This is a genomic window from Klebsiella sp. S69, assembly GCF_016516145.1.
Classification (GTDB): domain Bacteria; phylum Pseudomonadota; class Gammaproteobacteria; order Enterobacterales; family Enterobacteriaceae; genus Klebsiella; species Klebsiella oxytoca.
Map to the genome: position 1 here is coordinate 37,027 of NZ_JACVUU010000023.1, position 25,179 is coordinate 62,205.

A 25,179-nucleotide genomic window follows, 5' to 3' on the forward strand; every position below is an offset into this window, starting at 1 on the left:
GGAGCATACGAATGCCGGGATGAGGTGGAAATATCAATGCGCAGTAGGTAGCAACGTTCCGCTAGCCGGCGACAAGGCAGAGGTTGAAATGAGTAGAAACGGCATTCGTTCGTTGGTCATTTCGGTAGTTATCAGGCTCATCTTATGGCCTTTATTCATCATATGCATTGCGGGGGGTTATCTATGGCTAATCCAGTTCCAAACAGCGGTCGCGCAATACCAATGCGTAATCCGCGCACCGGCGCGCCCTGGTCTGTTTCATACGACCATGTTCGCAAAACCTATTTCCATGAACCGCAGGGAAATCTGCGCTTTATCCGTCAGCCCTTTTACTCAAGGGAGCTTGCGCCCTATCTCGTTCCGGCAGGTACCCACTGATGAGCACAATGTTCGCACTGGTAATCACCGTCGGCATGCTCATTGGCGGCAATCAGGATGTTTTGCTGGGTGTTTATGACAGCGAGAAAGCATGTGAGGAAGCTGCTATTGAGCAAGGTGTAAAAGGCGAATGCCTGCCATTGAAAGGCGTTCTGGCTGAACATCCCGCCGGATTCACCGCGCAGATGTAGGAGGCGTTATGCAGAAACGATGTGCGTATTGCCGCAAGGCACTGGAGGAAGGAAAAGTTGTGAAGATGACCATTCTCATCATTCACGGCACGCAGTTAGTACCACGTGAAAGAACGTATTGCTCGAAACGTTGTGGCGAATACGACGCCATGGCCAACGAGGCCTAACGTAAAACCCGCCGAAGCGGGCTGTACGTCCGGTGCCACCGACCAAAGTTACACCGGAAATTACCAAAACCAATGAACACCCAATCGGCGCTATCAATGGCCCGGGGATTCTAACACCCAAAATTGAGGCTATCACATGGAATATTTTTATCTGATAAAGGCAACTCAAAAATCGGGTAAAGCCGATGCCATTATCTGGCGTTCCGCAAAATCTGAAGCTCGTGCGCAGCTGCAGTTAGACGTTGATCTGGAAGATGCAGAAATAGAAACCGGGCGCGGCAAAGACTACCTGAAACCAATCCGGACCGATTTCCCGGTATTTAATGACCTTCCCGCTGAAGGTGTTCTGGATTTTGAATGGTGCAAGCGCTATCAGCTGGGCGACGACCAGCGCACCTGGCAGGTTATCCCGGGGGCTGTTGCTAATTCAACCACCGCTGTTGAAAGTGAGATCGTTAATGGTGATTCAGACGATAACGATTCTGATGCTTCCGCCACAGCTGTTTCAGGCGATGAAAACTCCCTCTACAACATCGCAGAAATGCCATTCCGCATTCAGCTGCTGGCACAGTACATGGCAGAAGAAGGCCACGTTTACCATATCAGCACCCCACATCGCGGTCGCCTTTCCGCCATGGAAATGGATACAGATAACTCAGCAGTTCAGGATCTCATTCTTGCCGCTGAAAGTATTCCTGAAATAAAGAAATACGACATGCCAGCTTTGTGGAAATTTACGAGCGCGAATAAAAAGGTCTTCCCTGAAGGTAAGCGCCACGAACTTGGCAAGCGTATACAGTTTGCGAAATTGTGGTTCGAAACCAATGTCATCGATCGCGGCATCCTTACCAGGGAATGGGCAGCTGGCAATCAGATTTCAGCAGTTCCCCATACTGACACTCACGCTACACCCGAACGCTATAAACGCGCCGTAACGCAAAATATCGCGAATCTGGCTATTGAGATCGCTATTGCTCAACTGTACCCGGATGCAGAGCCTGGAAAAATCAGCCGCCCTCAACTCATCGGTGCCAAAGACCTGGTAGACAGGAAAGAGGATGTGCATGTTAAGGCGCTCAAGATTCTGAGCAAAACTACAGATATTCTCGATTACGACGCAAATAGCATATTCGGCGTCACCCGGGCCATTAAATGGAATGGCGAAGAAAGCACGTCAGAACTACGGGCAATGGTTCGTAACTGGCTTGCGGCTAATGGCATGTATGAAAACGGCGAGCGCTCAAAAGGCTATCCGGAGTGGGAAGAGGATCCGCGCGCGGGCCGTCAATCAAATGTCATTGAACAACCTCACGAAGATCTGACCGAAACCAAACAACCAGAAATTGCCAAAGTCAGCGCTGGCATGTACTCCATTGAAGGCCTCATGGCCGCCCCTGCCCCAAAGAGCGACAACGAAGAGGCCACCAGCCATGTGCAGATGGAAGAGACTCAGCAGGTCAAAGACGAAACTGATAATCCGGTACCAGCAGGCGAAAGCGCTGATGCGGATGCTGAAGAAACAGATGCCGTAAACGCACGCAAAATTCTAACTGAGCGCTGCCCTGACCTGGCCGCTGCGGTTCTTCGGGACCAGGAACCAACAACCACACCGGAAGTTTGCGACGAAGAACCAGACCAGAAACCGACAACGCCAGCGTGGCCGGAATACTTCGAGCCTGGTCGATATGAAGGTGTACCGAACGAGGTTTATCACGCCGCCAACGGCATCAGCTCCACGATGGTTAAAGATGCCCGGGTATCGCTGATGTATTTTGAGGCGCGCCACGTATCCAAAACCATCCAGAAGGTACGCTCCCCTGTTCTGGATATGGGTAATCTGGTGCATGCACTGGCGCTGCAGCCCGAGCAGCTGGAAAAAGAATTCAGCATCGAGCCGGAAATCCCCGAAGGCGCCTTCACCACGGCTTCGAAGATCCGAGCGTTTATCGACGAGCACAACGCCAGCCTGCCGCCGCTGTTGAGCGCCGACGATATCAAAGCATTACTGGATGCACATAACGCCACCCTGCCCGCGCCGTTCCCGCTTGGGGCATCTGTTGACGAATCCTATGCGTCATATGAGCAACTCCCGGAAGAGTTCCAGCGCATCGAGAATGGGACTAAGCATACCGCTACGGCAATGAAGGCCTGCATCAAAGAATACAACGCCACCCTGCCCGCGCCGGTTAAAACCAGCGGCAGCCGCGATGCGTTGCTGGAACAGTTGGCAATCATTAATCCTGACCTGGTCGCGCAAGAAGCCCAGAAGGCGCAGCCGCTGAAAGTGTCGGGAACCAAAGTGGACCTGATGCAGGTCGTGAAATCCGTGAATCCTGACGCGGTATTCGCCGACGAACTACTGGATGCCTGGCGCGAGAACCCGGAAGGAAAAGTGCTGGTTACCCGTCAGCAGCTAAGTACTGCGCTGGCCATTCAGAAAGCACTCCTGAATCACCCGACCGCCGGGAAGCTACTGACCCACCCGAGCCGCGCCGTCGAAGTGAGCTATTTCGGTATTGATGAAGAAACCGGACTGGAAATCCGCGTGCGTCCCGACCTTGAGATCGATATGGGAGGCCTGCGCATTGGTGCCGACCTGAAAACCATCAGCATGTGGAGCATCAAGCAGGAAGGCCTGCGCGCGAAACTGCACCGGGAAATCACCGAACGCGATTACCACCTGAGCGCGGCTATGTACTGCGAAACCGCAGCGCTGGATCAGTTCTTCTGGATTTTCGTAAACAAAGACGAGAGCTACCACTGGATTGCCATCATCGAGGCTTCCGAAGAACTGCTAGAACTCGGCATGCTGGAGTATCGCAAAGCAATGCGTGCTATCGCGAACGGTTTCGACACTGGCGAATGGCCGGCGCCGATCACCGAAGACTACGCAGAAGAACTTAACGATTTTGATGTGCGCCGTCTTGAAGCATTGCGCGTACAGGCATAAGGGGAAAAACAATGTCCAATTTAGTCGCAACCACAGACAACCAGACCCAGAAGATCGACAACGTTTCTATCCTGACAAACGGTGAGTTGTTCAACCGCCTGCGCACGCTCTCGGAGGTAATGGCAAATAGTGGAAATTTCGTGCCTGAGCATTACCGCGGGAAACCAGATGCGTGTATGGCTGTTGTAATGCAGGCTGCTCGCTGGGGCATGGACCCATTCGCAGTGGCACAAAAAACATTCATCGTGGGTAATTCAGGTGTTCTTGGATATGAAGCGCAATTGGTGAATGCGGTAATCAACACCATGGCGCCAACAAAGGATCGAATCCACTTCGAATGGTTCGGAGAATGGGAAAATATCGTTGGGCGTTTCGTGGAGAAGACAAGCAGCCAGAACAAGAAATATATCGCACCGGGCTGGAATTTAAAAGACGAAGCGGGGGTGGGCGTTCGCGCCTGGGCAACGCTCAAAGGAGAGTCTGAACCTCGCGAGCTTGTTCTGATGCTTTCGCAAGCACAAGTCCGGAATTCAACACTGTGGGCAACAGATCCCCGCCAGCAGTTAGCATATCTCGCCGTTAAACGCTGGGCGCGGCTGTACTGCCCGGATGTAATTTTGGGCGTCTATACTGCAGATGAGATTGACGAGCGCGAGGAAAAGATAATCAACCCTGGCCAGACAGAAAAAATCACGCTGAATGAGATAACCAGTACCGTATGCGCTGTTGCCAGCGCGCAGGAATCAGCATCTAACATTGATGCTGTTGCCGACGAACTACGTGATCGGATTGACACAGCAAGCTCCGTTGATCAAGCCAAAGCCATACGCGCAGATATCGAATCGCAAAAAGCATTACTGGGTACGGCACTTTTTACTGAATTGAAAAACAAGGCAGTGAAGCGCTACTACCTCGTTGATGCACGTAACAAGCTTGAAGCTGCGATCAACTCACTGCCAAATCCTGGCGAACCTGAAGCCGCCGAGCTGTTTGCTAAAGCTGAAGGCACCCTCACCGCCGCCAAACGCCATCTTGGTGATGAACTGTATGACCAGTTCCGCATCACCCTGGACGACATGAAACCGGAATACGTTAGCTAACCAGATTGGGAGGGGCGCCCTCCCGATTAAGGAATGTTTATGCGACTAATAAACCGAAGCAAGCAATCTCCTCTCGGACGCCAGGCATGCGAAACGACACTGGCGAAGCACGTTGAGCTGTACGGCGATTATGGACGTCAGAAGACAAAGCTGACCTACACCATTGAGGTTAATGGCTCAAAGATTACGGTTGAGGTAGTAAACAGAAAATGCAGTTATGTGGCCACAGCAATGAACTGCGCACGCAGGCTGCAGCATCTGCCAGGACAATCTAACTAAGGTTTTTTTATGAATAACACATCGCATTTTAAAGATGAGATATTGATAACCGATGACGTTTTGTCCAGGTACAAAATTTCACGCAGCACGCTGTATTTCTGGAGTACCCCCTCCCGGATGCCGGCCTATTTTTCTCAGCCATTCCCCAAGCCGAAAATAAACGGCAGTCCTAAGAGGTGGAGACTTTCAGACCTTCTGGCCTGGGAAGATAACGTGGGTATCAAACCAGAGGCTGACCAATCAGCTTTTCAAGATGAGTCTGCCATACCCCAAGCCAATGGCGCTGATCATCAAGGTAATCATGCAGGTTATATCTCGCCATGACGCCGGACATATGATGGCCGAGCAATTTTTCTATAACATGTGGCGGCGCGCCGAGCTCGGACAGGCGTGTCGCTATTGTTCTTCTCAGGTCATGGAGCGACCATGTTTTCATTCCCGTTCTGGCTATGATTTGAGCTGAAAACAAGGCGACATTAGGTTGAAGCGGGGGGCGATCATCTTCCGGCCCCTTATATCGTGACAGTGTCACAACATGATTTGAAACGGATGTTTCCTTTTCTGTCTTCATCATTTTGACCACCGCTTCAGGTAGCGCCCGCCTTACTGACTTACCGGTTTTGTAATCACTTGCTGGAATAGTCCAGGTTCCCTCCTGGAAATCAAACCATTCCCATTTAGCCGTTCTTATCTCAGTACTCCGGCAACCGGTCAGGATAAGAAACTTCATAATCAGCTGCTGCCTGTACTTCATTTCCGGTAGCGTATTCCAGACCGTTTTGATTTCTTCGTCACTTAACCAGCGATCTTTAACCGCAGCAGTAAGCCCAACATCAGAACGCCTTAAGCTTTCTATAGGGTTTACGTTAATAACCCCTCGATTGGAGCAGAAACGGAATGTACGCTGCATTAAACCCAGCATCTGACCGGTAACCACCCTTCTTCCCATATCATCAAAAAGGCTTAGCCAGTGTGCCTTCGTTGTCTGGTCAACGATCATGTCACCGAGCACAGGAGCGATATGGTTATTAAAGTCCCGGCGATTAACTTTTATTTTGACCAGTCCTTCTGGAATGCAGTAATACTTTTCCCAGTAGTCGAACGCTTCTTTAACTGTCAGCGCTTCTGTTTTTTTCTGTTTCTCCAGCACTGTTTTCCGTCTCGGATCCAGTCCTTCCGTCAACCACGCCCTGAACTGCTGCCGGCGCTCTCGGGCCTGAGATAATGATATGGTTGGATAATCGCCAATCGTCAGCTGAACGGCTTTCCCGTTCCATCTGTAACGATAAAAGAATGTTATACTGCCGGAAGTAGACAACCTGACATTCAAGCCGTGAGCGTCTGAAATGACCTCAATTTTGTCTCTTTTTTTGCCAAGAGCTTTTCTTAGTTTTGTGTCGGTAAGCAATGTGTACACTCCGGAAGATGATATACACATCAGTGTACACATTATACGTAAATTGATAACCTTCAAATTAATGCAAAATAAAGAATTTTAAAGCACAAAATGGCAGTAACGTGTTGCTGGTATTGAAGAATTTAAAAAGACATCAATCATGACTAACAAACATAAAACAGGTTCATATGCCCTACGATAGCGTCTATCTGGAGAAGCGCCCGCCGGGTGCGCTGCGCACCGTTTGGCGAAAATTCTATGGCGATACTACCGCTATGATCGGCCTGTACGGCTGCGCGGCGCTGGTGCTACTGTGCGTTTTCGGCAGCTGGTTCGCGCCTTACGGTATCGATCAGCAGTTCCTTGGCTATCAACTGCTGCCGCCGTCATGGTCGCGCTACGGCGAAGTCTCGTTCTTTCTTGGTACCGACGATCTGGGCCGCGACGTTCTTAGCCGCCTGCTGAGCGGCGCGGCGCCAACGGTCGGCGGCGCGTTTGTGGTGACGCTGGGCGCTACCCTACTGGGTCTGGTGCTTGGCGTGATTGCCGGTGCGACCCACGGCCTGCGCTCGGCAGTAATGAACCATATTCTCGATACCCTGCTGTCGATCCCGTCACTGCTGCTGGCCATCATCGTGGTCGCCTTCGCCGGACCTCACCTCAGCCACGCGATGTTCGCCGTCTGGCTGGCGCTTCTGCCGCGCATGGTACGCTCGGTTTACAGCATGGTGCACGACGAGCTGGAAAAAGAGTATGTTATCGCCGCACGCCTTGACGGAGCGTCAACCCTGAATATTTTATGGTTCGCGGTGTTGCCAAATATTACCTCTGGGCTGGTTACGGAGATCACCCGAGCGCTATCGATGGCGATTCTGGATATCGCCGCGCTGGGTTTCCTCGACCTCGGCGCTCAGCTACCTTCCCCGGAGTGGGGAGCGATGCTCGGCGACGCGCTGGAGCTGATTTACGTTGCGCCGTGGACGGTGATGCTGCCGGGCGCGGCCATTATGATTAGCGTCCTGCTGGTTAACCTGCTGGGCGACGGGATCCGCCGCGCAATTATCGCCGGGGTGGAATAATGCCGTTACTCGATATCCGAAATTTAACCATTGAATTCAAAACCAACGAAGGCTGGGTGAAAGCCGTCGATCGCGTCAGCCTGACCCTCGCTGAGGGGGAAATTCGCGGCCTGGTCGGAGAATCCGGCTCGGGTAAAAGCTTAATTGCCAAAGCGATTTGCGGCGTCACCAAAGACAACTGGCGGGTGACCGCCGACCGTATGCGTTTCGACGATATCGATCTGCTGCGTCTCTCAGTGCGCGAGCGGCGTAAACTGGTGGGCCACAACGTCTCGATGATTTTTCAGGAGCCGCAATCCTGTCTCGATCCTTCCGAACGTATCGGCGAACAACTCACGCAGAATATCCCCGGCTGGACCTTTAAAGGCCGCTGGTGGCAGCGTTTTGGCTGGCGCAAGCGGCGCGCCATTGAGCTCTTGCACCGCGTGGGGATTAAAGACCATAAAGATGCGATGCGCAGCTTCCCCTACGAGCTGACGGACGGTGAGTGTCAGAAGGTCATGATCGCCATCGCGCTGGCTAACCAGCCGCGGCTGCTGATCGCCGATGAACCGACTAACGCCATGGAGCCGACAACACAGGCGCAAATCATCCGCCTGCTGACGCGGCTGAACCAAAACAACAACACCACGATTTTGTTGATCAGTCACGATATGCAGATGCTCAGTAAATGGGCGGACAAAATTAACGTCATGTACTGCGGGCAGACGGTGGAAACCGCGCCGAGCGAGGAGCTGGTGACGATTCCTCATCATCCCTATACCCAGGCGCTGATTCGGGCGATTCCCGATTTCGGCAGCGCCATGCCGCATAAAAGTCGGCTCAATACCTTGCCGGGCGCTATTCCGCTGCTCGAACAGCTGCCTATCGGCTGCCGGCTCGGGCCGCGCTGCCCTTACGCCCAGCGTGAATGTATCGAAACGCCCCGGCTGGTGGGCGCGCGTAACCACCTCTATGCCTGTCACTTCCCTCTGAACATGGAGAAAGAGTGAAATGGTCGAAACATTGCTTGAAGTACGCAATCTGAGTAAGACCTTTCGCTACCGCACCGGCTGGTTTCACCGGCAAACGGTAGAGGCGGTTAAGCCGTTAAGCTTTACCCTGCGCGAGCGCCAGACTCTGGCGATTATCGGCGAAAACGGCTCCGGCAAATCGACGCTGGCGAAAATGCTCGCCGGGATGGTCGAACCCAGCACAGGCGAACTGCTGATTGATGACCATCCGCTGGCGTTTGGCGATTTCTCTTTCCGCAGCCAGAAGATTCGCATGATTTTTCAGGATCCGTCGACCTCGCTCAATCCACGGCAGCGAATTTCGCAAATCCTCGATTTTCCTCTGCGTCTCAATACCGACCTCGAACCCGAGGCGCGGCAGAAGCAGATTATCGAAACGTTACGCATGGTTGGTCTGCTGCCTGACCACGTCAGCTATTATCCGCATATGCTGGCACCGGGCCAAAAACAGCGTCTGGGCCTGGCGCGAGCGCTGATCCTGCGCCCGAAAGTAATCGTCTGCGATGAAGCGCTGGCGTCGCTGGATATGTCAATGCGTTCCCAACTGATTAACCTGATGCTGGAGCTGCAGGAAAAACAGGGTATCTCCTACATTTACGTTACCCAGCATTTGGGCATGATGAAGCACATCAGCGATCAGGTGCTGGTGATGCACCAGGGTGAAGTGGTCGAACGCGGCAGCACCGCCGATGTACTGGCCTCTCCGCTGCACGAACTGACAAAACGTCTGATTGCCGGCCATTTCGGCGAGGCGCTGACCGCCGATGCCTGGCGTAAAGACGGTAAATAATCCGAGGCGAAAATTGCGATGATTGTTCCGGTTCAGTTTTCTACCCTGCCGGTCACGCCGTGGAAAAAGGGCGGTGGGGAAACGCGTGAAATTGTCAGCGTTGCCTCGCCAGATGCGCCGTTTCTCTGGCGCGCCAGTATCGCTACGCTGGAAAAGGATGGCCCGTTTTCTCCTTTTCCCGGCGTTGACCGAGTCATCACCCTTCTTGAGGGCCAGCCGCTGTGGCTACGGGGCGACAATATTGCTCAGCGCCTGATGCTCTGGCAGCCATGGGCTTTTGCCGGCGAATGGCCTCTTGCCAGCGAAGGCATTAGCGGACGCGGTCTCGATTTCAATATTATGACCCAGCGCGCGCGTGCCGCCTCGCGGGTTAGCGTCGTCGCTGAGCCGCAACGGCCAGGCGCGGAGGGTATCGCATGGGTTCTGCGGGGACACTGGCGGATGGCGGATACGATTTACCAGGCCGGCTCGGGGATCTGGTGGCAGAATCAACCGCCTGGCGAGCTGATCCCGCATTCTGAGGACGCCCGGCTTTTACTGGCGGAAATCGAGCGCCGCTAACCCCAGATCGCCGCAATATCAGATGGTATACTCTTGTACGCACGGTAGCCAAAGCGCGCCAGACCGTGGCAAATGGCAGAAAAATATCGTGACACAAGGGGTCGTCAGTGGGATATAATTCCCGGCTAAATTTGAGTTATTTTGAAATAACAACGCTAACCAGATGATTGTTAAAGTAAAAATACGCAATAACGATAAGGATTAAAAGCTATGGGTTTTCTTTCCGGTAAGCGCATTCTGTTGACTGGCCTTGCCAGCAAACTGTCCATCGCCTGGGGCATCGCACAAGCAATGCACCGTGAAGGGGCTGAACTGGCGTTCACCTATCAGAACGAAAAACTGAAAGGTCGTGTGGAAGAATTTGCCGCCGCGCTGGGTTCTAACATTGTCCTGCCGTGCGATGTGGCGGAAGACGAGAGCATCGAGTCTCTGTTCACCGAGCTGGCAAAAGTATGGCCTAAGTTTGACGGTTTCGTACACTCTATCGGCTATGCTCCGGCAGATCAGCTGGACGGCGACTACGTTAATGCGGTTACCCGCGACGGTTTCAAAATCGCTCACGATATCAGCGCCTACAGCTTTGTGGCGATGGCGAAAGCCTGCCGCGGTATGCTGAACCCGGGCTCCGCCCTGCTGACGCTCTCCTACCTGGGCGCAGAGCGCGCCATCCCGAACTACAACGTGATGGGTCTGGCGAAAGCCTCCCTCGAAGCTAACGTCCGCTACATGGCTAACGCCATGGGTCCGGAAGGCGTGCGCGTTAACGCCATCTCTGCCGGTCCAATCCGTACCCTGGCGGCTTCCGGTATCAAAGATTTCCGTAAAATGCTGGCGCACTGCGAAGCGGTCACTCCGATCCGTCGCACCGTCACCACTGAAGACGTGGGTAACAGCGCAGCATTCCTGTGCTCCGACCTGTCTGCCGGCATCTCCGGCGAAGTCGTTCACGTTGACGGCGGCTTCAACATCGCCGCCATGAACGAGCTGGAAATCAAATAAGCTGTTCACCCTCCTTACGTCCGTGAGGAGGGGTCTTTTCTGCATATTTACCCTTCTGTTATTCCAATCCGCTATTTGTTAGCACGTATCAATATTTTCTCCTGCACCAGGGTTAAGCCAGGATAGTTCCGCATAGCATGACCGCGAAACGGCGGTTTGCCACATACCGAACAAGGAACGCCCATGGAGCAACGCCGCGTTTACGGCAAAAACCACTGGTATCATGAGACCCAGTCAACAATCTGCCCGGTGGATGTATTGCCGCTCGTCCCTGAAGCCGCCCATGTCGAAGATCGTTTTCTCCTCGATCTCACGCTACCTGAAGATCTGCTTAAGGCGCATGCGCACTGGCTGGCACCCGCCAGACGGCTGGCTGATGCCCTGTTCCCCGCTTCTGTGAGCGTAAATCGTCTACAGACATTTAGCGCCTATGACCGGCTTAGCACGGCGCTGACCGTCGCCCAGGTTTATGGCGTTCAGCGGCTATGCAATCACTACGCAGCCCGCCTGGCGCCGCTTCCCGGCCCGGACTCCTCGCGTGAAAGCAATCGACGCCTGGCGCAAATTACCCAATACGCCCGCCAGCTGGCGAGCTCTCCTTCACTGATCAACGCGCTCTCCCGCAGCCAGCTTGACGAAGTCGGCCTGACCAGTCGCGACATTATTCTTATCAATCAGATTATTGGCTTTATCGGCTTCCAGGCGCGCGCTATCGCCGCCTTTCACGCCGCGCTGGGTTACCCGGTGCGCTGGATCCCCGGGATGCCGCAGCAGGAAGATGCGCCAGAGGCGCTTTTCATTGCCCGAGAGAGCGACTGGCGGCCCGGTCTCGACGACTCAGATTTACGCTATGCCGATGATGAGCGTCAGTCGCTGCTGGCAAAATGGCAAAAGTATCCCGGCCTGTTTGAACTGGCGCCGCTGCTGGCGACCCAGGAACCGCCGCTGGATCTGCAGGAGCTGCTCCTGAGCCACCTCAGCGATCAGCCGCCGTTCGCCGCTCAGGTGGCGCTGATCGCAGCGCGGATTAACGGCAGCATCAGCTGCTTCAATGCCTGGGCCTCGCGATGTCCGGATTTTGCCGATGCTTTACGCGGTATCGTTCCTGACGCGCAGTCGCGCAGAGAAGAGCATGTCATCGAGCACCGGCTTTTACAGTCCGTACAGCTTTTAACCCGCTCCCCTGACCGTTTTAGCGCCGCCCACCTAAGCCCATTGACGGAATGCGGGCTTTCCCGCACCGCCGCCATCGATCTTCTCGCCTGGTGCGGGCTATGCGGTTGGATGAATCGTCTGAAAATCGCCCTCGGCAATGGATGTCAGCAGACGTAAAATGCTGAAACAGCGCTTGCTGCGGCAGGCATATTCGCGTAAAAATGTCAGCCGCTCTTTTAGCCACGAAAATAAGAAATTATGTTTCAGGACAACCCGCTGCTAGCGCAGCTTAAACAGCAACTGCATTCCCAGACTCCGCGCGTTGAAGGGGTCGTTAAAGGGACGGAAAAAGGGTTTGGCTTCCTCGAAGTCGACTCTCAGAAAAGCTATTTCATTCCGCCGCCGCAAATGAAAAAAGTCATGCATGGCGATCGTATTATTGCCGTGGTCAATACTGAAAAAGAACGCGAAAGCGCTGAGCCGGAAGAACTGGTTGAGCCGTTCCTGACGCGTTTTGTCGGCAAAGTTCATAAGAAAGACGACCGTCTTTCCATCGTTCCTGACCATCCGCTGCTGAAAGATGCCATCCCCTGCCGCGCTGCTCGCGGCGTAGAGCATGATTTTAAAGAGGGTGACTGGGCCGTTGCCGAAATGCGCCGTCATCCGCTGAAAGGTGACCGCGGTTTCTACGCTGAGCTCACCCAGTACATTACCTTCGGCGACGATCATTTCGCACCATGGTGGGTCACCCTGGCGCGCCATAATCTGGAAAAAGAAGCGCCGGATGGGGTAGCGACCGAGATGCTTGATGAGGGTCTGGAACGCCGCGATTTAACGGCGCTGACTTTCGTGACCATCGACAGCGCCAGCACCGAAGATATGGACGATGCGCTGTACGCCGAGCTGGCCGCTGACGGTAAGCTGCACCTGACCGTCGCCATCGCCGATCCAACCGCCTGGATTGCCGAAGGCAGCAAGCTGGACAATACGGCAAAAATTCGCGCCTTTACCAACTATCTGCCGGGCTTCAACATTCCGATGCTGCCGCGCGAACTCTCTGATGACCTCTGCTCCCTGCGCCCTAACGAAGTTCGTCCGGTTCTGGCCTGCCGTATGATCCTGGCTGCTGACGGGGCCATCGAAGACGATATTTGGTTCTTCGCGGCGACCATCGAATCGAAAGCGAAGCTGGCCTACGATGATGTGTCCGACTGGCTGGAAAATAACGGCGGCTGGCAGCCGGAGAGCGAGATAATCGCGCAGCAAATTAACCTGCTGCACGATGCCTGCCTGCGCCGTAGCGAATGGCGCAAAAACCACGCGCTGGTGTTCAAGGACCGTCCGGATTATCGCTTTGTGCTGGGCGAAAAAGGCGAAGTGCTGGATATCGTTGCCGAACCGCGTCGTATCGCTAATCGCATCGTTGAAGAGTCGATGATTGCCGCCAACATCTGCGCCGCCCGCGTGCTGCGCGATAAGCTCGGTTTCGGCGTGTATAACGTCCATACCGGATTCGATCCGGCCAATACCGAGCAGCTCGCGGCCTTGCTGAAAACCCACGATGTTCACGTTGATCCGGTGGAAGTATTGACGCTGGAGGGCTTCTGCAAGCTGCGTCGCGAACTGGACGCGCAGCCGTCCGGTTTCCTCGACAGCCGTATTCGCCGTTTCCAGTCCTTTGCCGAAATCAGCACCGAGCCGGGCCCGCACTTTGGCCTGGGTCTGGAAGCCTATGCAACCTGGACCTCCCCGATCCGTAAGTACGGCGATATGATCAACCATCGTCTGCTGAAAGCGATTATCAAAGGGGAAACCATCTCTCGTCCGCAGGATGACGTTGCGGTGCAAATGGCGGAACGTCGCCGCCTCAACCGCATGGCGGAGCGCGACGTCGGCGACTGGCTGTACGCCCGCTATCTGAAGCCGCAGGCCGGCACTAATACTCGCTTTGCTGCTGAAATTATCGATGTCAGCCGCGGCGGTATGCGTGTGCGACTGGTTGATAACGGCGCAGTTGCCTTTATCCCGGCCCCATTCCTCCACGCCGTACGCGATGAGCTGGTTTGCAGCCAGGAAAGCGGTACCGTGCAAATTAAAGGCGAGGTCGTGTATAAGGTGACGGATGTTATCGATGTCACGATTGCCGAAGTCCGCATGGAAACCCGTAGCGTGATTGCGCGCCCTGCCGCCTGATAGACTGTTCAATGCGGCTCCCTTACCCGGAGCCGCGTTTTAGCCCTTCCCGTAGGTGTTCCGCGCGTTGTCCGCTAATTATCGTCGATGAGTAAAGTTGTGCGTTTTTTTCGCTTCTCTTTTTCATCCGTTTTTAGCATCATTGATTTTATTCACATTTGTAACCAGGATAACGCCATGTCAGATCTGAATGCTCGCCTGCTCGCCCAACGTATCGATACCGTGCTGGATATTCTGGTTGCCGGGGATTATCACTCCGCGATCCATAACCTCGAAATTCTGAAAGCTGAACTTCAGGCGCTTTCGAACGACGAACAGGAAAACAAACCCGGCCAGCCTAAGGCCCCGTGGGAAATTTGATAATCTACACCGCCGCAATCGGGCATCCTGGCCCGATCGCTCGCCCAAACAGCCCTTAACTGCGAAGTTGCTATGAACGCCCGACAACAAAGTATTTTGCAAATGGTCATCGATAAAGGCCGTATGAGCGTGGCCGATCTCGCGAAAATGACCGGTGTCTCTGAAGTCACCATTCGCCAGGATTTAAACTCATTAGAAAAGCAGAGCTACCTGCGACGTACCCACGGCTTCGCCGTTCCGTTGGACAGCGAAGATGTGGAAACCCGCATGATGACCCATTTCGCCATTAAGCGAGAGCTGGCTGCGCGGGCCGCTACGCTCGTCTCCTCCGGGGAAACGGTATTTATCGAAAACGGCAGCTGCAACGCCCTGCTCGCCCGTACGCTTGCCGAGCGCGGCGATATCACTATCATCACCGTCAGCAGCTATATCGCTCACCTACTGAAAGAAACGCCCGGAGAAGTGATCCTACTGGGTGGAATCTACCAGAAGCGCAGCGAAAGCATGGTTGGTCCTCTCACGCGGCAGTTTATTCAGCAGGTTCACTTCAGCAAGGCCTTTATCGGCATCGACGGCTGGCAGGCCGAAACCGGATTTACCGGACGAGATATGATGCGCGCAGATGTGGTGAACGCGGTGCTTGAAAAGGGCTGTGAGGCGATTGTGCTGAGCGATAGCTCGAAGTTCAACGTTGTGCACCCATATCCGCTCGGGCCGATCGGCCGATTCAACCGCATTATTACCGACGACAATCTAAACGATGCCGTGCATAACCAGTTAACGCAGTGCGGCTTAACCGTAAATATCGTCAACCATCCCTGATCGTTCTCCCTGCTTTGCCTTTAGTATGCCGGGCCGTACCCGGCATAGCTCTCGTCTGAGACTTATCTGACCGCTGAATTCAGACTTTTTACCTGCCTGAAAAATTTATTGAAAGTAGAATTAATGTTAGCGATATAACAGGAAGTAACTATCACCTGCGTGAATAGAGCAACACCTGCGCAACTAAAGCTTCATGGAATACTCCCCGAGCTGGCGTAACAAGCTATGCTTAAGGGAAGTTGTATCCATGAATAGATTATTCAGGAGAAAAAAAATGATGACTTCAATGAACAAAAAAATGGCCGCTGTGGTTCTGGCCGTCACTGTTGCAATGTCTCTGAGCGCTTGTTCGAACTGGTCTAAACGCGATCGTAATACCGCTATCGGCGCAGGCGCCGGTGCGCTCGGTGGCGCGGTGCTTACCGACGGCAGCACCCTGGGTACCCTGGGCGGCGCGGCAGTCGGCGGTATTATTGGCCACCAGGTAGGTAAATAATTTAACCGCAAGCAATTAAATTAAAGTTTATATTAGCTGACCAGTACACCAGCAAAAAATTGCAGGCCACGATAATTATCGTGGCCTTATTATTGATTAACCGCCAGCCAGCTTAACCTTCATCCCTTTGGCTTCAAGAAGCGTTTTTAGCAGGTCGCGCTTATCGCCCTGAATCTCAATCACACCGTCCTTTACCGACCCACCGCAGCCGCATTTCTTTTTCAGCTCGGCGGCAAGTTTAGCCAGCGCTTCATCATTTTCATCAATCCCACTAATCAGGCAGACGCCCTTACCCTTACGACCGCTTGTCTGCCGCTGGATGCGCACGATACCGTCCCCTTTCGGGCGCGCTTGTACCGGTTTGGGTTCATCAATACGACCGCGGTCCGTTGAGTACACCAGTCGGCTATTGGAATCGCTCATCATGCCTCCTTATTCAACGATGCGTTGATGCTGCGCAGCGTAGCGGCAGGATCGGCAGACTGCGTGACCGGGCGACCAATGACCATATAATCCACGCCAGCTGCCTGCGCCTGCTCCGGCGTCATAATTCGCCGCTGATCGCCGGCGTCGCTGCCTTGTGGACGAATGCCAGGCGTCACCAGCCTGAACGCCTGGCCCCGTTCTTGTTTAAAGCGAACCGCTTCCTGCGCCGAGCATACCACGCCATCCAGACCGCAGCGCTGGGTCAGCTCCGCCAGCTTCGCGGCGTAGTCGGCTGGAGAAAGCGTAATCCCCAGATCCTGTAGATCGCTGGCTTCCATGCTGGTTAGCACGGTGACGGCAATTAACAGCGGGGCGTCTTTGCCGAAAGGTTGCAAGGCTTCACGTGCGGCGGTCATCATACGCGCCCCCCCGGAAGCGTGAACGTTGACCATCCAGACGCCGAGCTCAGCCGCTGCGGCGACCGCGCGGGCGGTGGTATTCGGAATATCGTGAAATTTTAGATCGAGAAAAACTTCGAAACCGCGCTGATGCAGGTCGCGAACAAACTGCGGCCCCAGTAGAGTAAACATCTCTTTACCCACCTTCAGGCGACAGTCGCGCGGGTCGATACGGTCGACAAACGCCAGCGCTTTATCACGGTTATCATAATCAAGAGCAACGACGACGGGAGAGGATGTGACAACGCGGGAAGAAGATGTAGCAGTAGACGTCATGACCGGACCTTAATTGTTGATGAGCGCCGGTTCGGCGCAAAAAAGGTAAACGGGCAGCATTCTACCTGCGATAAGGCAAAAATAACAGGCTGCATTTCCCTGTCTGCCGGACGATTCGGCTACCGTAGCCGGAGGAGATGATGAAGATAAATCCATTAGTATGTTGTAACTAAAGCGCGCGTTTTTTTAAATTTACTGCCCATCCAGGCCGCGAATTGGCTTAATGGTGGACCACGAGCGGCACGACGGGCAGTGCCAGTACAGCGTATGCGCGGTGAAACCACATTTTTGACAGCGGTAACGCGGCTTGCTGCGGACCTGTTCGCCCACCATCTGGCGCAGAACACCCAGGCTCTGCTTCGCACGCCCCTCTTCGGCTTCATTAATATGGTAATCGATCAGCTTATGGAATACGCGCATCGTCGGGTGGCGCTCCAGCTGGCGCGTCACATAGTTTTGCGCGGACTCAATTCCTTCTCGCTGCTCAAGGATTTGTGCCAGCATGAGGTCGGCCGTCGCCCCGGTGTTTTCCTCCGCGCAGCGGCGTAAAAACGCTTCCCACTCGTCGATTTTCCCCAGCTGCTGGTAACAGGTTTGCAGCATCTCCAGGGTTTCACCGACCAGTTCTTTGTCTTGCTCAATTACCCGTTCCAGGCTCTCGACGGCTTTAGCGTAGTCGCCCTTCTCCATCCACACCCGTCCCATCATGATGGAGACGCGAGCGCTGTTCTTGTCCGCAGCGGCACCTTTTTTCAGTAGCGCCATGGCCTTATCCAGGTCATTGCCCGCCATTTGCTGCAGCGCCAGCTCGCACCAGAAGTTGGCGATTTCGCCGCGGTGCTTCTCTTTACCGAGCTTAACCAGGCGTTCCGCCACTTCAATCGCCGACTGCCAGTCGCTGGTTGACTGATAAATCTGCAGCAGCTGCTGTAGTGCTCCAAGGCGAAAATCCGTTTCATCCACCAGCTGTTTAAACATCCCCTCCGCCCGGTCATACAGCCCGGCTGCCATATAATCGCGCCCCAGCTGCTGAACCGCCAGCAGGCGCTGATCGTAAGTTAACGAGGCGCTTTCCATTAAGCTCTGGTGAATGCGGATAGCGCGGTCAACTTCGCCGCGCGAGCGAAACAGATTGCCCAGCGTAAGGTGGGCTTCGACGGTGCCGGTATCCTCTTTCAGCATATCGAGGAACAGATCGACGGCTTTATCCTGCTGATTGCTCAGCAGGAAGTTAACCCCTGTAACGTAGTCACGCGACAGACGGCTCGCATCGTCCTGTTTGGACTGTTGTGCACTTCTGCGCCCCATATACCAGCCATATGCTGCGGCAACGGGCAAAAGCAGAAACAACAACTCCAGCATAAATGATTATTCCTTCACCGCAGGAACACCGGCTTCAGCGGGCGCAGCGCCGGCTGGCGCAATCTGATGCTCCAGACGCTTAATTTTGCGCTCGGCGCGCGCCAGAGAGACGCGGACGCGCAGCCAGAAAAGGCCGCAAATCAGCCAACCGATGGCAAAACCGGCAGCAAAAAGCACGGCCAGCAGCGTTGAGATACGGAATTCACCCTGCGCGAGCAAATAGTTGAACGTGACCACCTGGTCATTCTGCGCTCCCAGCGTCACTGAAATGACGAAGATTGCTAACACCAATAAGAAAATTAGAAAATATTTCACATGACTTCCCGTTATGTGGGTTGCGCGTAAGAATCCCGCGTTCAGCCCTATAAAGTATCATTTTCGCCGCAGCGGTGAAATGGAAATGCATGACGCCAGTACAGGATATGCGGCCTGAAGCTGGCAATATCAACACTATTCCGGCGCTGCCGCCCTTTTTTTAATATCCTGCGCCTCTTCACCCGGCGGCGATAGCGGACCGCAGAACCGCTGGGCAAGCCAGGTCGCCAGGGTCACCAGCAGCCAGGAAATGAGCGTCGCGACGATCAGGTCCTGCGGCCAGTGCATGCCCAGCGCCAGGCGGCTCCCCATCACCGCTACGGCCCACGTCAGCAGCAGCGCCATGGTTACCCAACGACGCCGGGGCCACAGCAGACCTACGCCAAGCAGCGCCCAGCTGGCAGCAAACATGGTGTGACCAGAAGGGAAAGCGAAGCCGGTCTCTTTTTGCCAGTGATTACGCAAAAAGTGCGGAATTTGCTGCTCCTGGGCCAGCTGCTCATGCACCAGTTTAGCGCGTTCTTTGCGTTTCAAGGTGTAGAATTGGGTGACCGGCACCTGCCGGGCCTGTTCCAGCCAGATGACAAAGGGGCGAGGCTCCTGAACGCGGTCTTTAATCCACGACTTCATACCCTGGCCCAGCAGGATCGCGGCGCCCAGAATCAGGAACAGGACTACCGCGGCGCGCAGACGAAATCGCAGGCACCACAGGAACCAGGCGCATAAAATAACGTGCGTGATGATGCCCCAGGGTTGCGTCACCGTCTCGGTCACCCAGTACAGCAGCTTCATCATGCCTGCCGACAGTTCCGGATGCCATTTCCAGCCGGAAATCCACACCACAGCAGGCATAATCAATAGCAGGGCCGCGCCAACGGCGGTTCGTCTGGCAATCAACAGCATTTCATCTCCTTATTCTTTGACCTCAATATCATAACGGAAAGTAGTTCGTTTGTGCGCTTTGCGCGCAGGTAACCGTACGCAATTAGGAGAACGTCGCGCCGTTGTGGCAAAATAGCGGCAAACAGAAGCACAGTCAGGTGCTGATAGAATCTGGAGAATCACATGCAGCTTAAACGTGTGGCAGAAGCCAAACTGCCAACCCCATGGGGCGATTTTCTCATGGTGGGTTTTGAAGAACTGGCAACCGGGCAGGATCACGTCGCGCTGGTTTTCGGCGATATTTCGGGGCAATCCCCGGTGCTGGCCCGCGTACACTCTGAGTGTCTCACGGGCGATGCCCTTTTTAGCCTGCGCTGTGATTGCGGATTTCAGCTGGAAGCGGCGCTGTCGCATATTGCCGAAGAGGGGCGCGGTATCCTGCTGTATCACCGGCAGGAAGGGCGCAATATCGGCCTGCTGAATAAAATTCGCGCTTACGCTTTACAGGATCAAGGCTATGACACCGTCGAGGCTAATCATCAGCTGGGCTTTGCCGCCGATGAGCGTGATTTTACCCTGTGCGCGGATATGTTTAAGCTGCTCAACGTTGAACAGGTGCGTCTGTTGACCAACAATCCGAAGAAGGTTGAGATCCTTACCGAAGCCGGAATCAACATTGTCGAACGCGTGCCGCTGATCGTGGGCCGCAACCCGAAAAATGCCCACTATCTCGATACCAAGGCGGCGAAAATGGGCCACCTGCTGAGTAAATAATCCGCCGCATTAATAAGAAAAGGGCCAGAGCATATGCTGGCCCTTTTTATATCAGACGCAGGTTTAGAGCATATTGCGGATCACATAGTGCAAAATACCGTCGTTCTGATAGTAGGTCAGCTCAGTCGCGGTATCGATACGGCAGCGGCACTCAATGACCTCCTGACTACCGTCCGCGCGGGTGAGCTTGACCGGTACCGTCATACCTGGCTGTAGAGCCTGCAGGTTGCTGATATCAATCCGCTCCTCGCCGTTCAGCCCCAGCGTTTTGCGCGTTACCCCTTGCGGAAACTCCAGCGGCAGAATCCCCATACCAATCAGGTTGGAGCGGTGGATACGCTCGAATGACTCGGCAATCACCACCCTGACGCCCAGCAAACGCGGGCCTTTAGCCGCCCAGTCGCGGCTGGAGCCGGAACCGTACTCTTTGCCGGCAATGACCGCCAGCGGCGTGCCCTCCGCTTTATAGAGCATTGCAGCATCGTAGATAGCAATAGGCTGGCTATCCGGAAGATGGCGGGTCATTCCCCCTTCCACGCCGGGCACCATTTCGTTACGTATACGGATGTTGGCAAAGGTGCCGCGCATCATCACCTCATGGTTGCCGCGACGTGAGCCGTAGGAGTTAAAGTCGATGCGTTCGACGCCGTGATTCTGCAGATAACGCCCCGCAGGACTGTCGGCTTTAATGCTGCCCGCCGGTGAGATGTGGTCGGTAGTAACCGAGTCGCCCAGCATGGCCAGAATGCGCGCGCCATGAATATCCTCCACCGGTTCAGGTTCAACGCCCATTTCATCAAAGAAGGGCGACAGACGAATATAGGTCGAATCATCCTGCCAGTCGTAGGTATCAGAGCGATCCACTTTAATCGCCTTCCACTCGGCGGTCCCTTCAAATACTTCAGCGTACTCTTTGCGGAACATCTCCGTTGAGACCTGCTCAACCGCCTGGGCCACTTCGCTGCCGCTCGGCCAGATATCTTTCAGATACACCGGCTGACCCTCTTTACCGGTCCCTAATGGTTCACGCGTCAGGTCAAGATTCATATTACCCGCCAGAGCGTAGGCGACCACCAGCGGCGGTGAAGCCAGCCAGTTAGTTTTTACCAGCGGATGAATACGTCCTTCAAAGTTGCGGTTGCCGGAAAGCACGGCCCCGACGGTCAGATCGCCCTGCTTGATTGCCCGCTCAATGGGATCCGGCAGCGGCCCAGAGTTACCGATACAGGTGGTACAGCCGTAACCGACCAGGTTAAATCCCAGCTCATCCAGATAGGGCGTCAGCTTTGCATGGGCCAGATAGTCGGAAACCACCTTCGATCCCGGCGCCAGCGATGCTTTAACCCACGGCTGCGGTTTGAGGCCCAGCTCGACAGCTTTCCTCGCCAGCAAGCCAGCGGCCATGAGCACGCTGGGGTTGGAAGTATTCGTACAGGAGGTGATCGCGGCAATCACCACCGCCCCGTCCGGTAGCGAGTACTGCTGCCCGTTTAAGGTATAGTCGATTGGTCGTTTATCTTTCTGCGCGTGGTTCACCTCCAGTTCGGTGCTGGCAGCAAAGGCATGAGGCACATCGCCGAGAGCCACGCGATCCTGGGGACGCTTCGGCCCTGCCAGACTGGCTTCGACGCTACCCATATCCAGCGCCAGCGTACTGGTGAAGACCGGTTCATCTCCGGGCTGACGCCACATCCCCTGGGCTTTCGCATAGGCTTCCACCAGCGCCACCTGCTCTTCACTGCGCCCGGTCAGGCGCATATAGTCAAGCGTGACCGCATCAATCGGGAAGAAGCCGCAGGTTGCGCCATACTCCGGCGACATATTAGCGATAGTCGCACGGTCCGCCAGCGGCAGGGAATCGAGGCCATCGCCGTAGAATTCAACAAACTTACCTACTACGCCATGTTTACGCAGCATCTGAGTGACTGTCAGGACCAGGTCCGTCGCGGTGATGCCTTCACGTAGCTTGCCGGTCAGCTTAAAGCCGACAACGTCCGGTATCAGCATGGATACCGGCTGTCCAAGCATGGCGGCTTCCGCTTCGATACCGCCCACGCCCCAGCCGAGTACGCCTAAACCGTTAATCATTGTGGTATGTGAATCGGTACCGACCAGCGTGTCCGGGAAGGCTACCCACTCGCCGTTTTGCTGTTCGCCCCATACCGCCCGACCGAGATATTCCAGGTTAACCTGGTGGCAAATCCCGGTGCCCGGCGGCACCACGCTGAAGCGGCTGAAAGCCTGTTGTCCCCAACGTAAGAAGACATAACGCTCATGGTTACGCTCCATCTCAAGCCGGACGTTTTCTTCAAAGGCATCATCATCGCCGAAACGGTCTACCGTAACCGAATGGTCAATGACCAGGTCGACAGGAGAAAGCGGGTTCACTTTGGCGGTGTCGCCTCCCAGGCGTTTTACCGCTTCGCGCATCGCCGCCAGATCGACGACGGCGGGAACACCGGTGAAGTCCTGCATCAGAACGCGCGCTGGACGGTAGGCAATTTCCCGGTCGGCATGGGCATGCTCCAGCCATCCGGCAAGGGCATCAATATCTTCGGCGGTGACGGAATCACCGTCCTGCCAGCGCAACAGATTTTCCAGTAGCACTTTAAGTGATTTGGGCAAGCGCGAGAGATCGCCCAGTTCTTTGGCGGCCAGCGGTAAGCTGTAGTAATGCCAGGTTTTATCTTTAACCTGAAGCGTATCCTTGCTGGCTGCTCGTAGGGTTGACGACATAGCTCCTCCTTTACCTTAGGGATAGCATCCCCTGATCCTCCTCAGGGTCATTATTAAAGATAACACATCTTTGATGTAACACTTTGATAACAACTCAAATTGCTAAAATTGGTTAAGCGGATTAAGACAGGAAATTTGAATAATAGAGGGTGGTAATATTGAGAAGCATTGAAGAAGGTGCGTTTACTTCAACAACCGAGGTGTATTAGTACGCGAGTACAAAGAAGGACTAATCGCCATTATTTTGCCGATTAGTCCAATAGAGAAAATTTATTGAGCGAATCTAAAAAGAGAAAGATTATATCCTCCTTATTGCCGCTATTTTTATCAGATGGAAATTATTCTCAATATTTCACTTGTCATAAAACTGACACAACCATTTTGACTGGCAGGTGCTCTAGCTTAGAAACCAAACGTTGCAGATAACCAGAGCAATGACGCTCCAGAACATCGCAAGCCCAAGGATAACGGCGCTCCAGGCCTTACTTCTCAAAACCGGATCTATCTCAGTCTTGTCACGTTCCTGTGACATCGTAAACTTCATATAATCGATATCACTAATCATTTTTTCACCACCAATCGCTAAGAATTGCTAACCACAGATAAATCTTAATTATGGATGCGCTATTAATCCAGCGAATTCGCTTCCCGGCAGATATCTTTAATCATTATTTTGATCGCGACAGGTATATTTGCAAATCTGGTATGAGGAGTTAACGAAAATTGTGATTCAGACAACGTTTAGATATTCAAATTCAGGTCATTATAGGTTTTGGCATCCCCGTGAGGATGCCATCATTTTTTCTGCGGTTATTTTTCCGGTAACTTAATATCTTTGAACATGGCCTCAATATCTTCATTTGAGCGCAGAGCGACCGCGGTATCGACCACGTCTCGGGTCAGATGCGGTGCAAATCGTTGAATAAAATCATACATATAGCTTCGTAAGAAGGTGCTGCGCCGGAAGCCTATTTTGGTGGTGCTGTGGCTGAATATATCATTGGCGTCCAGCTTGACCAGGTCCGGATCGGAAACCGGGTCGACCGCCATACTGGCTATTACCCCTACCCCAAGCCCCAGGCGGACATAGGTTTTAATCACATCGGCGTCAGTCGCGGTAAACACGATGCGCGGCGTTAAACCGGCGCGATTAAAGGCGGTATCCAGTTCAGAACGACCGGTGAAACCGAAGGTGTAGGTCACCAATGGATACTGCGCCAGCTCTTCAATCGATACCGACTCTCGCGACGCCAGCGGATGTTCCGGCGTCACGACCACGGAACGGTTCCAGTGATAGCACGGCAGCATGACCAAATCATCATAGAGATGAAGCGCTTCCGTAGCGATAGCGAAGTCGGCATTGCCTTTCGACACCGCCTCGGCGATTTGCGTTGGCGAGCCCTGATGCATGTGCAGCGAGACGCGGGGATAGCGTTCGATAAAACCTTTGATAACCCCCGGCAGCGCGTAGCGCGCCTGGGTATGCGTGGTCGCCACGTACAGCGAACCTTTGTCAGGCCAGGTGTGCTCTCCGGCCACCGATTTAATCGCATCCACCTTCGACAGTACTTCGCGAGCGATGCGGATGATCTCCTGGCCCGCAGGAGTAACCTGGGTCAGATGTTTGCCGCTGCGGGCGAAAATCTGAATTCCCAGCTCATCTTCCAGCATGCGAACCTGCTTGCTGATGCCCGGCTGTGAGGTATACAGACCTTCGGCAGTAGAGGAGACGTTCAGATTATGGTTAACAACCTCAACGATATAGCGGAGCTGCTGTAGTTTCATGGCTGATATCCGATAGCGCGTAAAATGAACCCGCTTAATACATTTTACGTTCAGGCGACGATCCGGCTGGCAATCCAGTCTGGCTCTGCCTCTCTGCGACTCGCCATTTAGACGCCACAACGTATCCTGAAGACGATGATGTATAAGACGATTTGATAATAAAAAAGAGATTAGCTATAACCACTATATCATTTATATCTACTATGTATAGATACTAACAAAAAATAATAAGACAG

Annotated in this window: 26 protein-coding genes; 17 read left to right on the plus strand and 9 right to left on the minus strand. The window is 54.1% G+C overall.

What is annotated here, in order from left to right; all coding sequences use genetic code 11:
- Nucleotides 1-183 precede the first annotated feature (183 nt).
- The 6 genes from IAE27_RS21350 (at nucleotide 184) to IAE27_RS21370 (ending at nucleotide 5,065) form a co-directional block, all read left to right on the plus strand.
- Nucleotides 184-378, plus strand: a complete 195-nt coding sequence (locus IAE27_RS21350; protein WP_048257997.1) for a hypothetical protein — start codon at nucleotides 184-186, stop codon at nucleotides 376-378.
- A complete protein-coding gene (locus tag IAE27_RS21355) occupies nucleotides 378-569 on the plus strand; it encodes a DUF1482 family protein (RefSeq protein WP_196549972.1) in 192 nt (63 codons plus the stop codon). Before IAE27_RS21350 ends, IAE27_RS21355 begins: the two co-directional genes overlap by 1 nt.
- Nucleotides 570-577: 8 nt before the next feature.
- Nucleotides 578-736 carry a YdaE family protein gene (locus IAE27_RS29680; protein ID WP_004121647.1) on the plus strand — a complete coding sequence of 53 codons (159 nt, stop codon included), beginning with the start codon at nucleotides 578-580 and terminating at the stop codon, nucleotides 734-736.
- 136 nt (nucleotides 737-872) lie between these two features.
- The gene (locus IAE27_RS21360) at nucleotides 873-3,686 is read left to right on the plus strand and encodes a RecE family exodeoxyribonuclease (protein WP_200092850.1); all 2,814 of its coding nucleotides are present in this window, start codon (nucleotides 873-875) and stop codon (nucleotides 3,684-3,686) included.
- 11 nt (nucleotides 3,687-3,697) lie between these two features.
- On the plus strand, nucleotides 3,698-4,786 hold the full coding sequence (locus IAE27_RS21365; protein WP_200092851.1) for a RecT family recombinase: 1,089 nt from the start codon (nucleotides 3,698-3,700) through the stop codon (nucleotides 4,784-4,786).
- Nucleotides 4,787-4,825: 39 nt separating this feature from the next.
- A complete protein-coding gene (locus tag IAE27_RS21370) occupies nucleotides 4,826-5,065 on the plus strand; it encodes a DUF4060 family protein (RefSeq protein ID WP_200092852.1) in 240 nt (79 codons plus the stop codon).
- A 220-nt stretch (nucleotides 5,066-5,285) separates the two neighbouring features.
- Here the strand turns inward: IAE27_RS21370 and IAE27_RS21375 are convergent, their stop codons facing one another.
- Nucleotides 5,286-6,503 (minus strand): tyrosine-type recombinase/integrase, encoded by a 1,218-nt coding sequence (locus IAE27_RS21375; protein WP_200092857.1) that lies wholly within the window; start codon nucleotides 6,501-6,503, stop codon nucleotides 5,286-5,288.
- Between the two features lie 146 nt (nucleotides 6,504-6,649).
- Here IAE27_RS21375 and sapC point away from each other — a divergent pair, with 146 nt between their 5' ends.
- The 10 genes from sapC (at nucleotide 6,650) to osmB (ending at nucleotide 15,929) form a co-directional block, all read left to right on the plus strand.
- Nucleotides 6,650-7,540 (plus strand): putrescine export ABC transporter permease SapC, encoded by an 891-nt coding sequence (gene sapC / locus IAE27_RS21380; protein WP_004101427.1) that lies wholly within the window; start codon nucleotides 6,650-6,652, stop codon nucleotides 7,538-7,540.
- The gene (sapD, locus tag IAE27_RS21385; RefSeq protein WP_004101425.1) at nucleotides 7,540-8,532 is read left to right on the plus strand and encodes a putrescine export ABC transporter ATP-binding protein SapD; all 993 of its coding nucleotides are present in this window, start codon (nucleotides 7,540-7,542) and stop codon (nucleotides 8,530-8,532) included. Before sapC ends, sapD begins: the two co-directional genes overlap by 1 nt.
- Nucleotide 8,533: 1 nt before the next feature.
- Complete coding sequence (gene sapF / locus IAE27_RS21390) at nucleotides 8,534-9,343, plus strand: putrescine export ABC transporter ATP-binding protein SapF (RefSeq protein WP_064344777.1); 810 nt, start codon at nucleotides 8,534-8,536, stop codon at nucleotides 9,341-9,343.
- An 18-nt stretch (nucleotides 9,344-9,361) separates the two neighbouring features.
- Entirely contained in the window at nucleotides 9,362-9,904 is a 543-nt protein-coding gene (locus IAE27_RS21395) for a HutD family protein (protein ID WP_200092858.1), read from the plus strand.
- Nucleotides 9,905-10,114: 210 nt separating this feature from the next.
- Nucleotides 10,115-10,903 (plus strand): enoyl-ACP reductase FabI, encoded by a 789-nt coding sequence (gene fabI, locus IAE27_RS21400; RefSeq protein ID WP_004101419.1) that lies wholly within the window; start codon nucleotides 10,115-10,117, stop codon nucleotides 10,901-10,903.
- Nucleotides 10,904-11,086: 183 nt separating this feature from the next.
- Nucleotides 11,087-12,235: a carboxymuconolactone decarboxylase family protein gene (locus IAE27_RS21405; protein ID WP_135800378.1), complete on the plus strand. Its 1,149-nt coding sequence runs from the start codon at nucleotides 11,087-11,089 to the stop codon at nucleotides 12,233-12,235.
- An 81-nt stretch (nucleotides 12,236-12,316) separates the two neighbouring features.
- The gene (locus IAE27_RS21410; protein WP_200092860.1) at nucleotides 12,317-14,251 is read left to right on the plus strand and encodes an exoribonuclease II; all 1,935 of its coding nucleotides are present in this window, start codon (nucleotides 12,317-12,319) and stop codon (nucleotides 14,249-14,251) included.
- 177 nt (nucleotides 14,252-14,428) lie between these two features.
- Complete coding sequence (locus IAE27_RS21415; RefSeq protein ID WP_004101405.1) at nucleotides 14,429-14,611, plus strand: hypothetical protein; 183 nt, start codon at nucleotides 14,429-14,431, stop codon at nucleotides 14,609-14,611.
- A gap of 72 nt (nucleotides 14,612-14,683) precedes the next feature.
- Nucleotides 14,684-15,433, plus strand: a complete 750-nt coding sequence (locus tag IAE27_RS21420; protein WP_004101403.1) for a DNA-binding transcriptional regulator YciT — start codon at nucleotides 14,684-14,686, stop codon at nucleotides 15,431-15,433.
- 277 nt (nucleotides 15,434-15,710) lie between these two features.
- Nucleotides 15,711-15,929: an osmotically-inducible lipoprotein OsmB gene (gene osmB, locus IAE27_RS21425; RefSeq protein ID WP_004139496.1), complete on the plus strand. Its 219-nt coding sequence runs from the start codon at nucleotides 15,711-15,713 to the stop codon at nucleotides 15,927-15,929.
- 96 nt (nucleotides 15,930-16,025) lie between these two features.
- On the opposite strand, the gene yciH is transcribed toward osmB, so the two are convergent.
- The 5 genes from yciH to pgpB form a co-directional block, all read right to left on the minus strand.
- Nucleotides 16,026-16,352 carry a stress response translation initiation inhibitor YciH gene (gene yciH / locus IAE27_RS21430; protein WP_108703920.1) on the minus strand — a complete coding sequence of 109 codons (327 nt, stop codon included), beginning with the start codon at nucleotides 16,350-16,352 and terminating at the stop codon, nucleotides 16,026-16,028.
- The gene (pyrF, locus tag IAE27_RS21435; protein ID WP_017146059.1) at nucleotides 16,352-17,089 is read right to left on the minus strand and encodes an orotidine-5'-phosphate decarboxylase; all 738 of its coding nucleotides are present in this window, start codon (nucleotides 17,087-17,089) and stop codon (nucleotides 16,352-16,354) included. Before pyrF ends, yciH begins: the two co-directional genes overlap by 1 nt.
- A gap of 192 nt (nucleotides 17,090-17,281) precedes the next feature.
- Complete coding sequence (gene lapB / locus IAE27_RS21440; protein WP_049128048.1) at nucleotides 17,282-18,451, minus strand: lipopolysaccharide assembly protein LapB; 1,170 nt, start codon at nucleotides 18,449-18,451, stop codon at nucleotides 17,282-17,284.
- Between the two features lie 6 nt (nucleotides 18,452-18,457).
- Entirely contained in the window at nucleotides 18,458-18,766 is a 309-nt protein-coding gene (locus tag IAE27_RS21445; protein WP_004101395.1) for a LapA family protein, read from the minus strand.
- A gap of 135 nt (nucleotides 18,767-18,901) precedes the next feature.
- The gene (gene pgpB / locus IAE27_RS21450) at nucleotides 18,902-19,669 is read right to left on the minus strand and encodes a phosphatidylglycerophosphatase B (protein ID WP_049128050.1); all 768 of its coding nucleotides are present in this window, start codon (nucleotides 19,667-19,669) and stop codon (nucleotides 18,902-18,904) included.
- Nucleotides 19,670-19,831: 162 nt separating this feature from the next.
- Here pgpB and ribA point away from each other — a divergent pair, with 162 nt between their 5' ends.
- A complete protein-coding gene (gene ribA / locus IAE27_RS21455; protein WP_004101393.1) occupies nucleotides 19,832-20,422 on the plus strand; it encodes a GTP cyclohydrolase II in 591 nt (196 codons plus the stop codon).
- A 63-nt stretch (nucleotides 20,423-20,485) separates the two neighbouring features.
- On the opposite strand, the gene acnA is transcribed toward ribA, so the two are convergent.
- The 3 genes from acnA to cysB form a co-directional block, all read right to left on the minus strand.
- Nucleotides 20,486-23,158 (minus strand): aconitate hydratase AcnA, encoded by a 2,673-nt coding sequence (gene acnA, locus IAE27_RS21460; protein ID WP_049128052.1) that lies wholly within the window; start codon nucleotides 23,156-23,158, stop codon nucleotides 20,486-20,488.
- A 397-nt stretch (nucleotides 23,159-23,555) separates the two neighbouring features.
- Complete coding sequence (locus tag IAE27_RS21465) at nucleotides 23,556-23,723, minus strand: YmiA family putative membrane protein (RefSeq protein ID WP_004101391.1); 168 nt, start codon at nucleotides 23,721-23,723, stop codon at nucleotides 23,556-23,558.
- Nucleotides 23,724-23,968: 245 nt separating this feature from the next.
- Nucleotides 23,969-24,943 (minus strand): HTH-type transcriptional regulator CysB, encoded by a 975-nt coding sequence (gene cysB / locus IAE27_RS21470; RefSeq protein ID WP_004101390.1) that lies wholly within the window; start codon nucleotides 24,941-24,943, stop codon nucleotides 23,969-23,971.
- Between the last annotated feature and the right edge of the window lie 236 nt (nucleotides 24,944-25,179).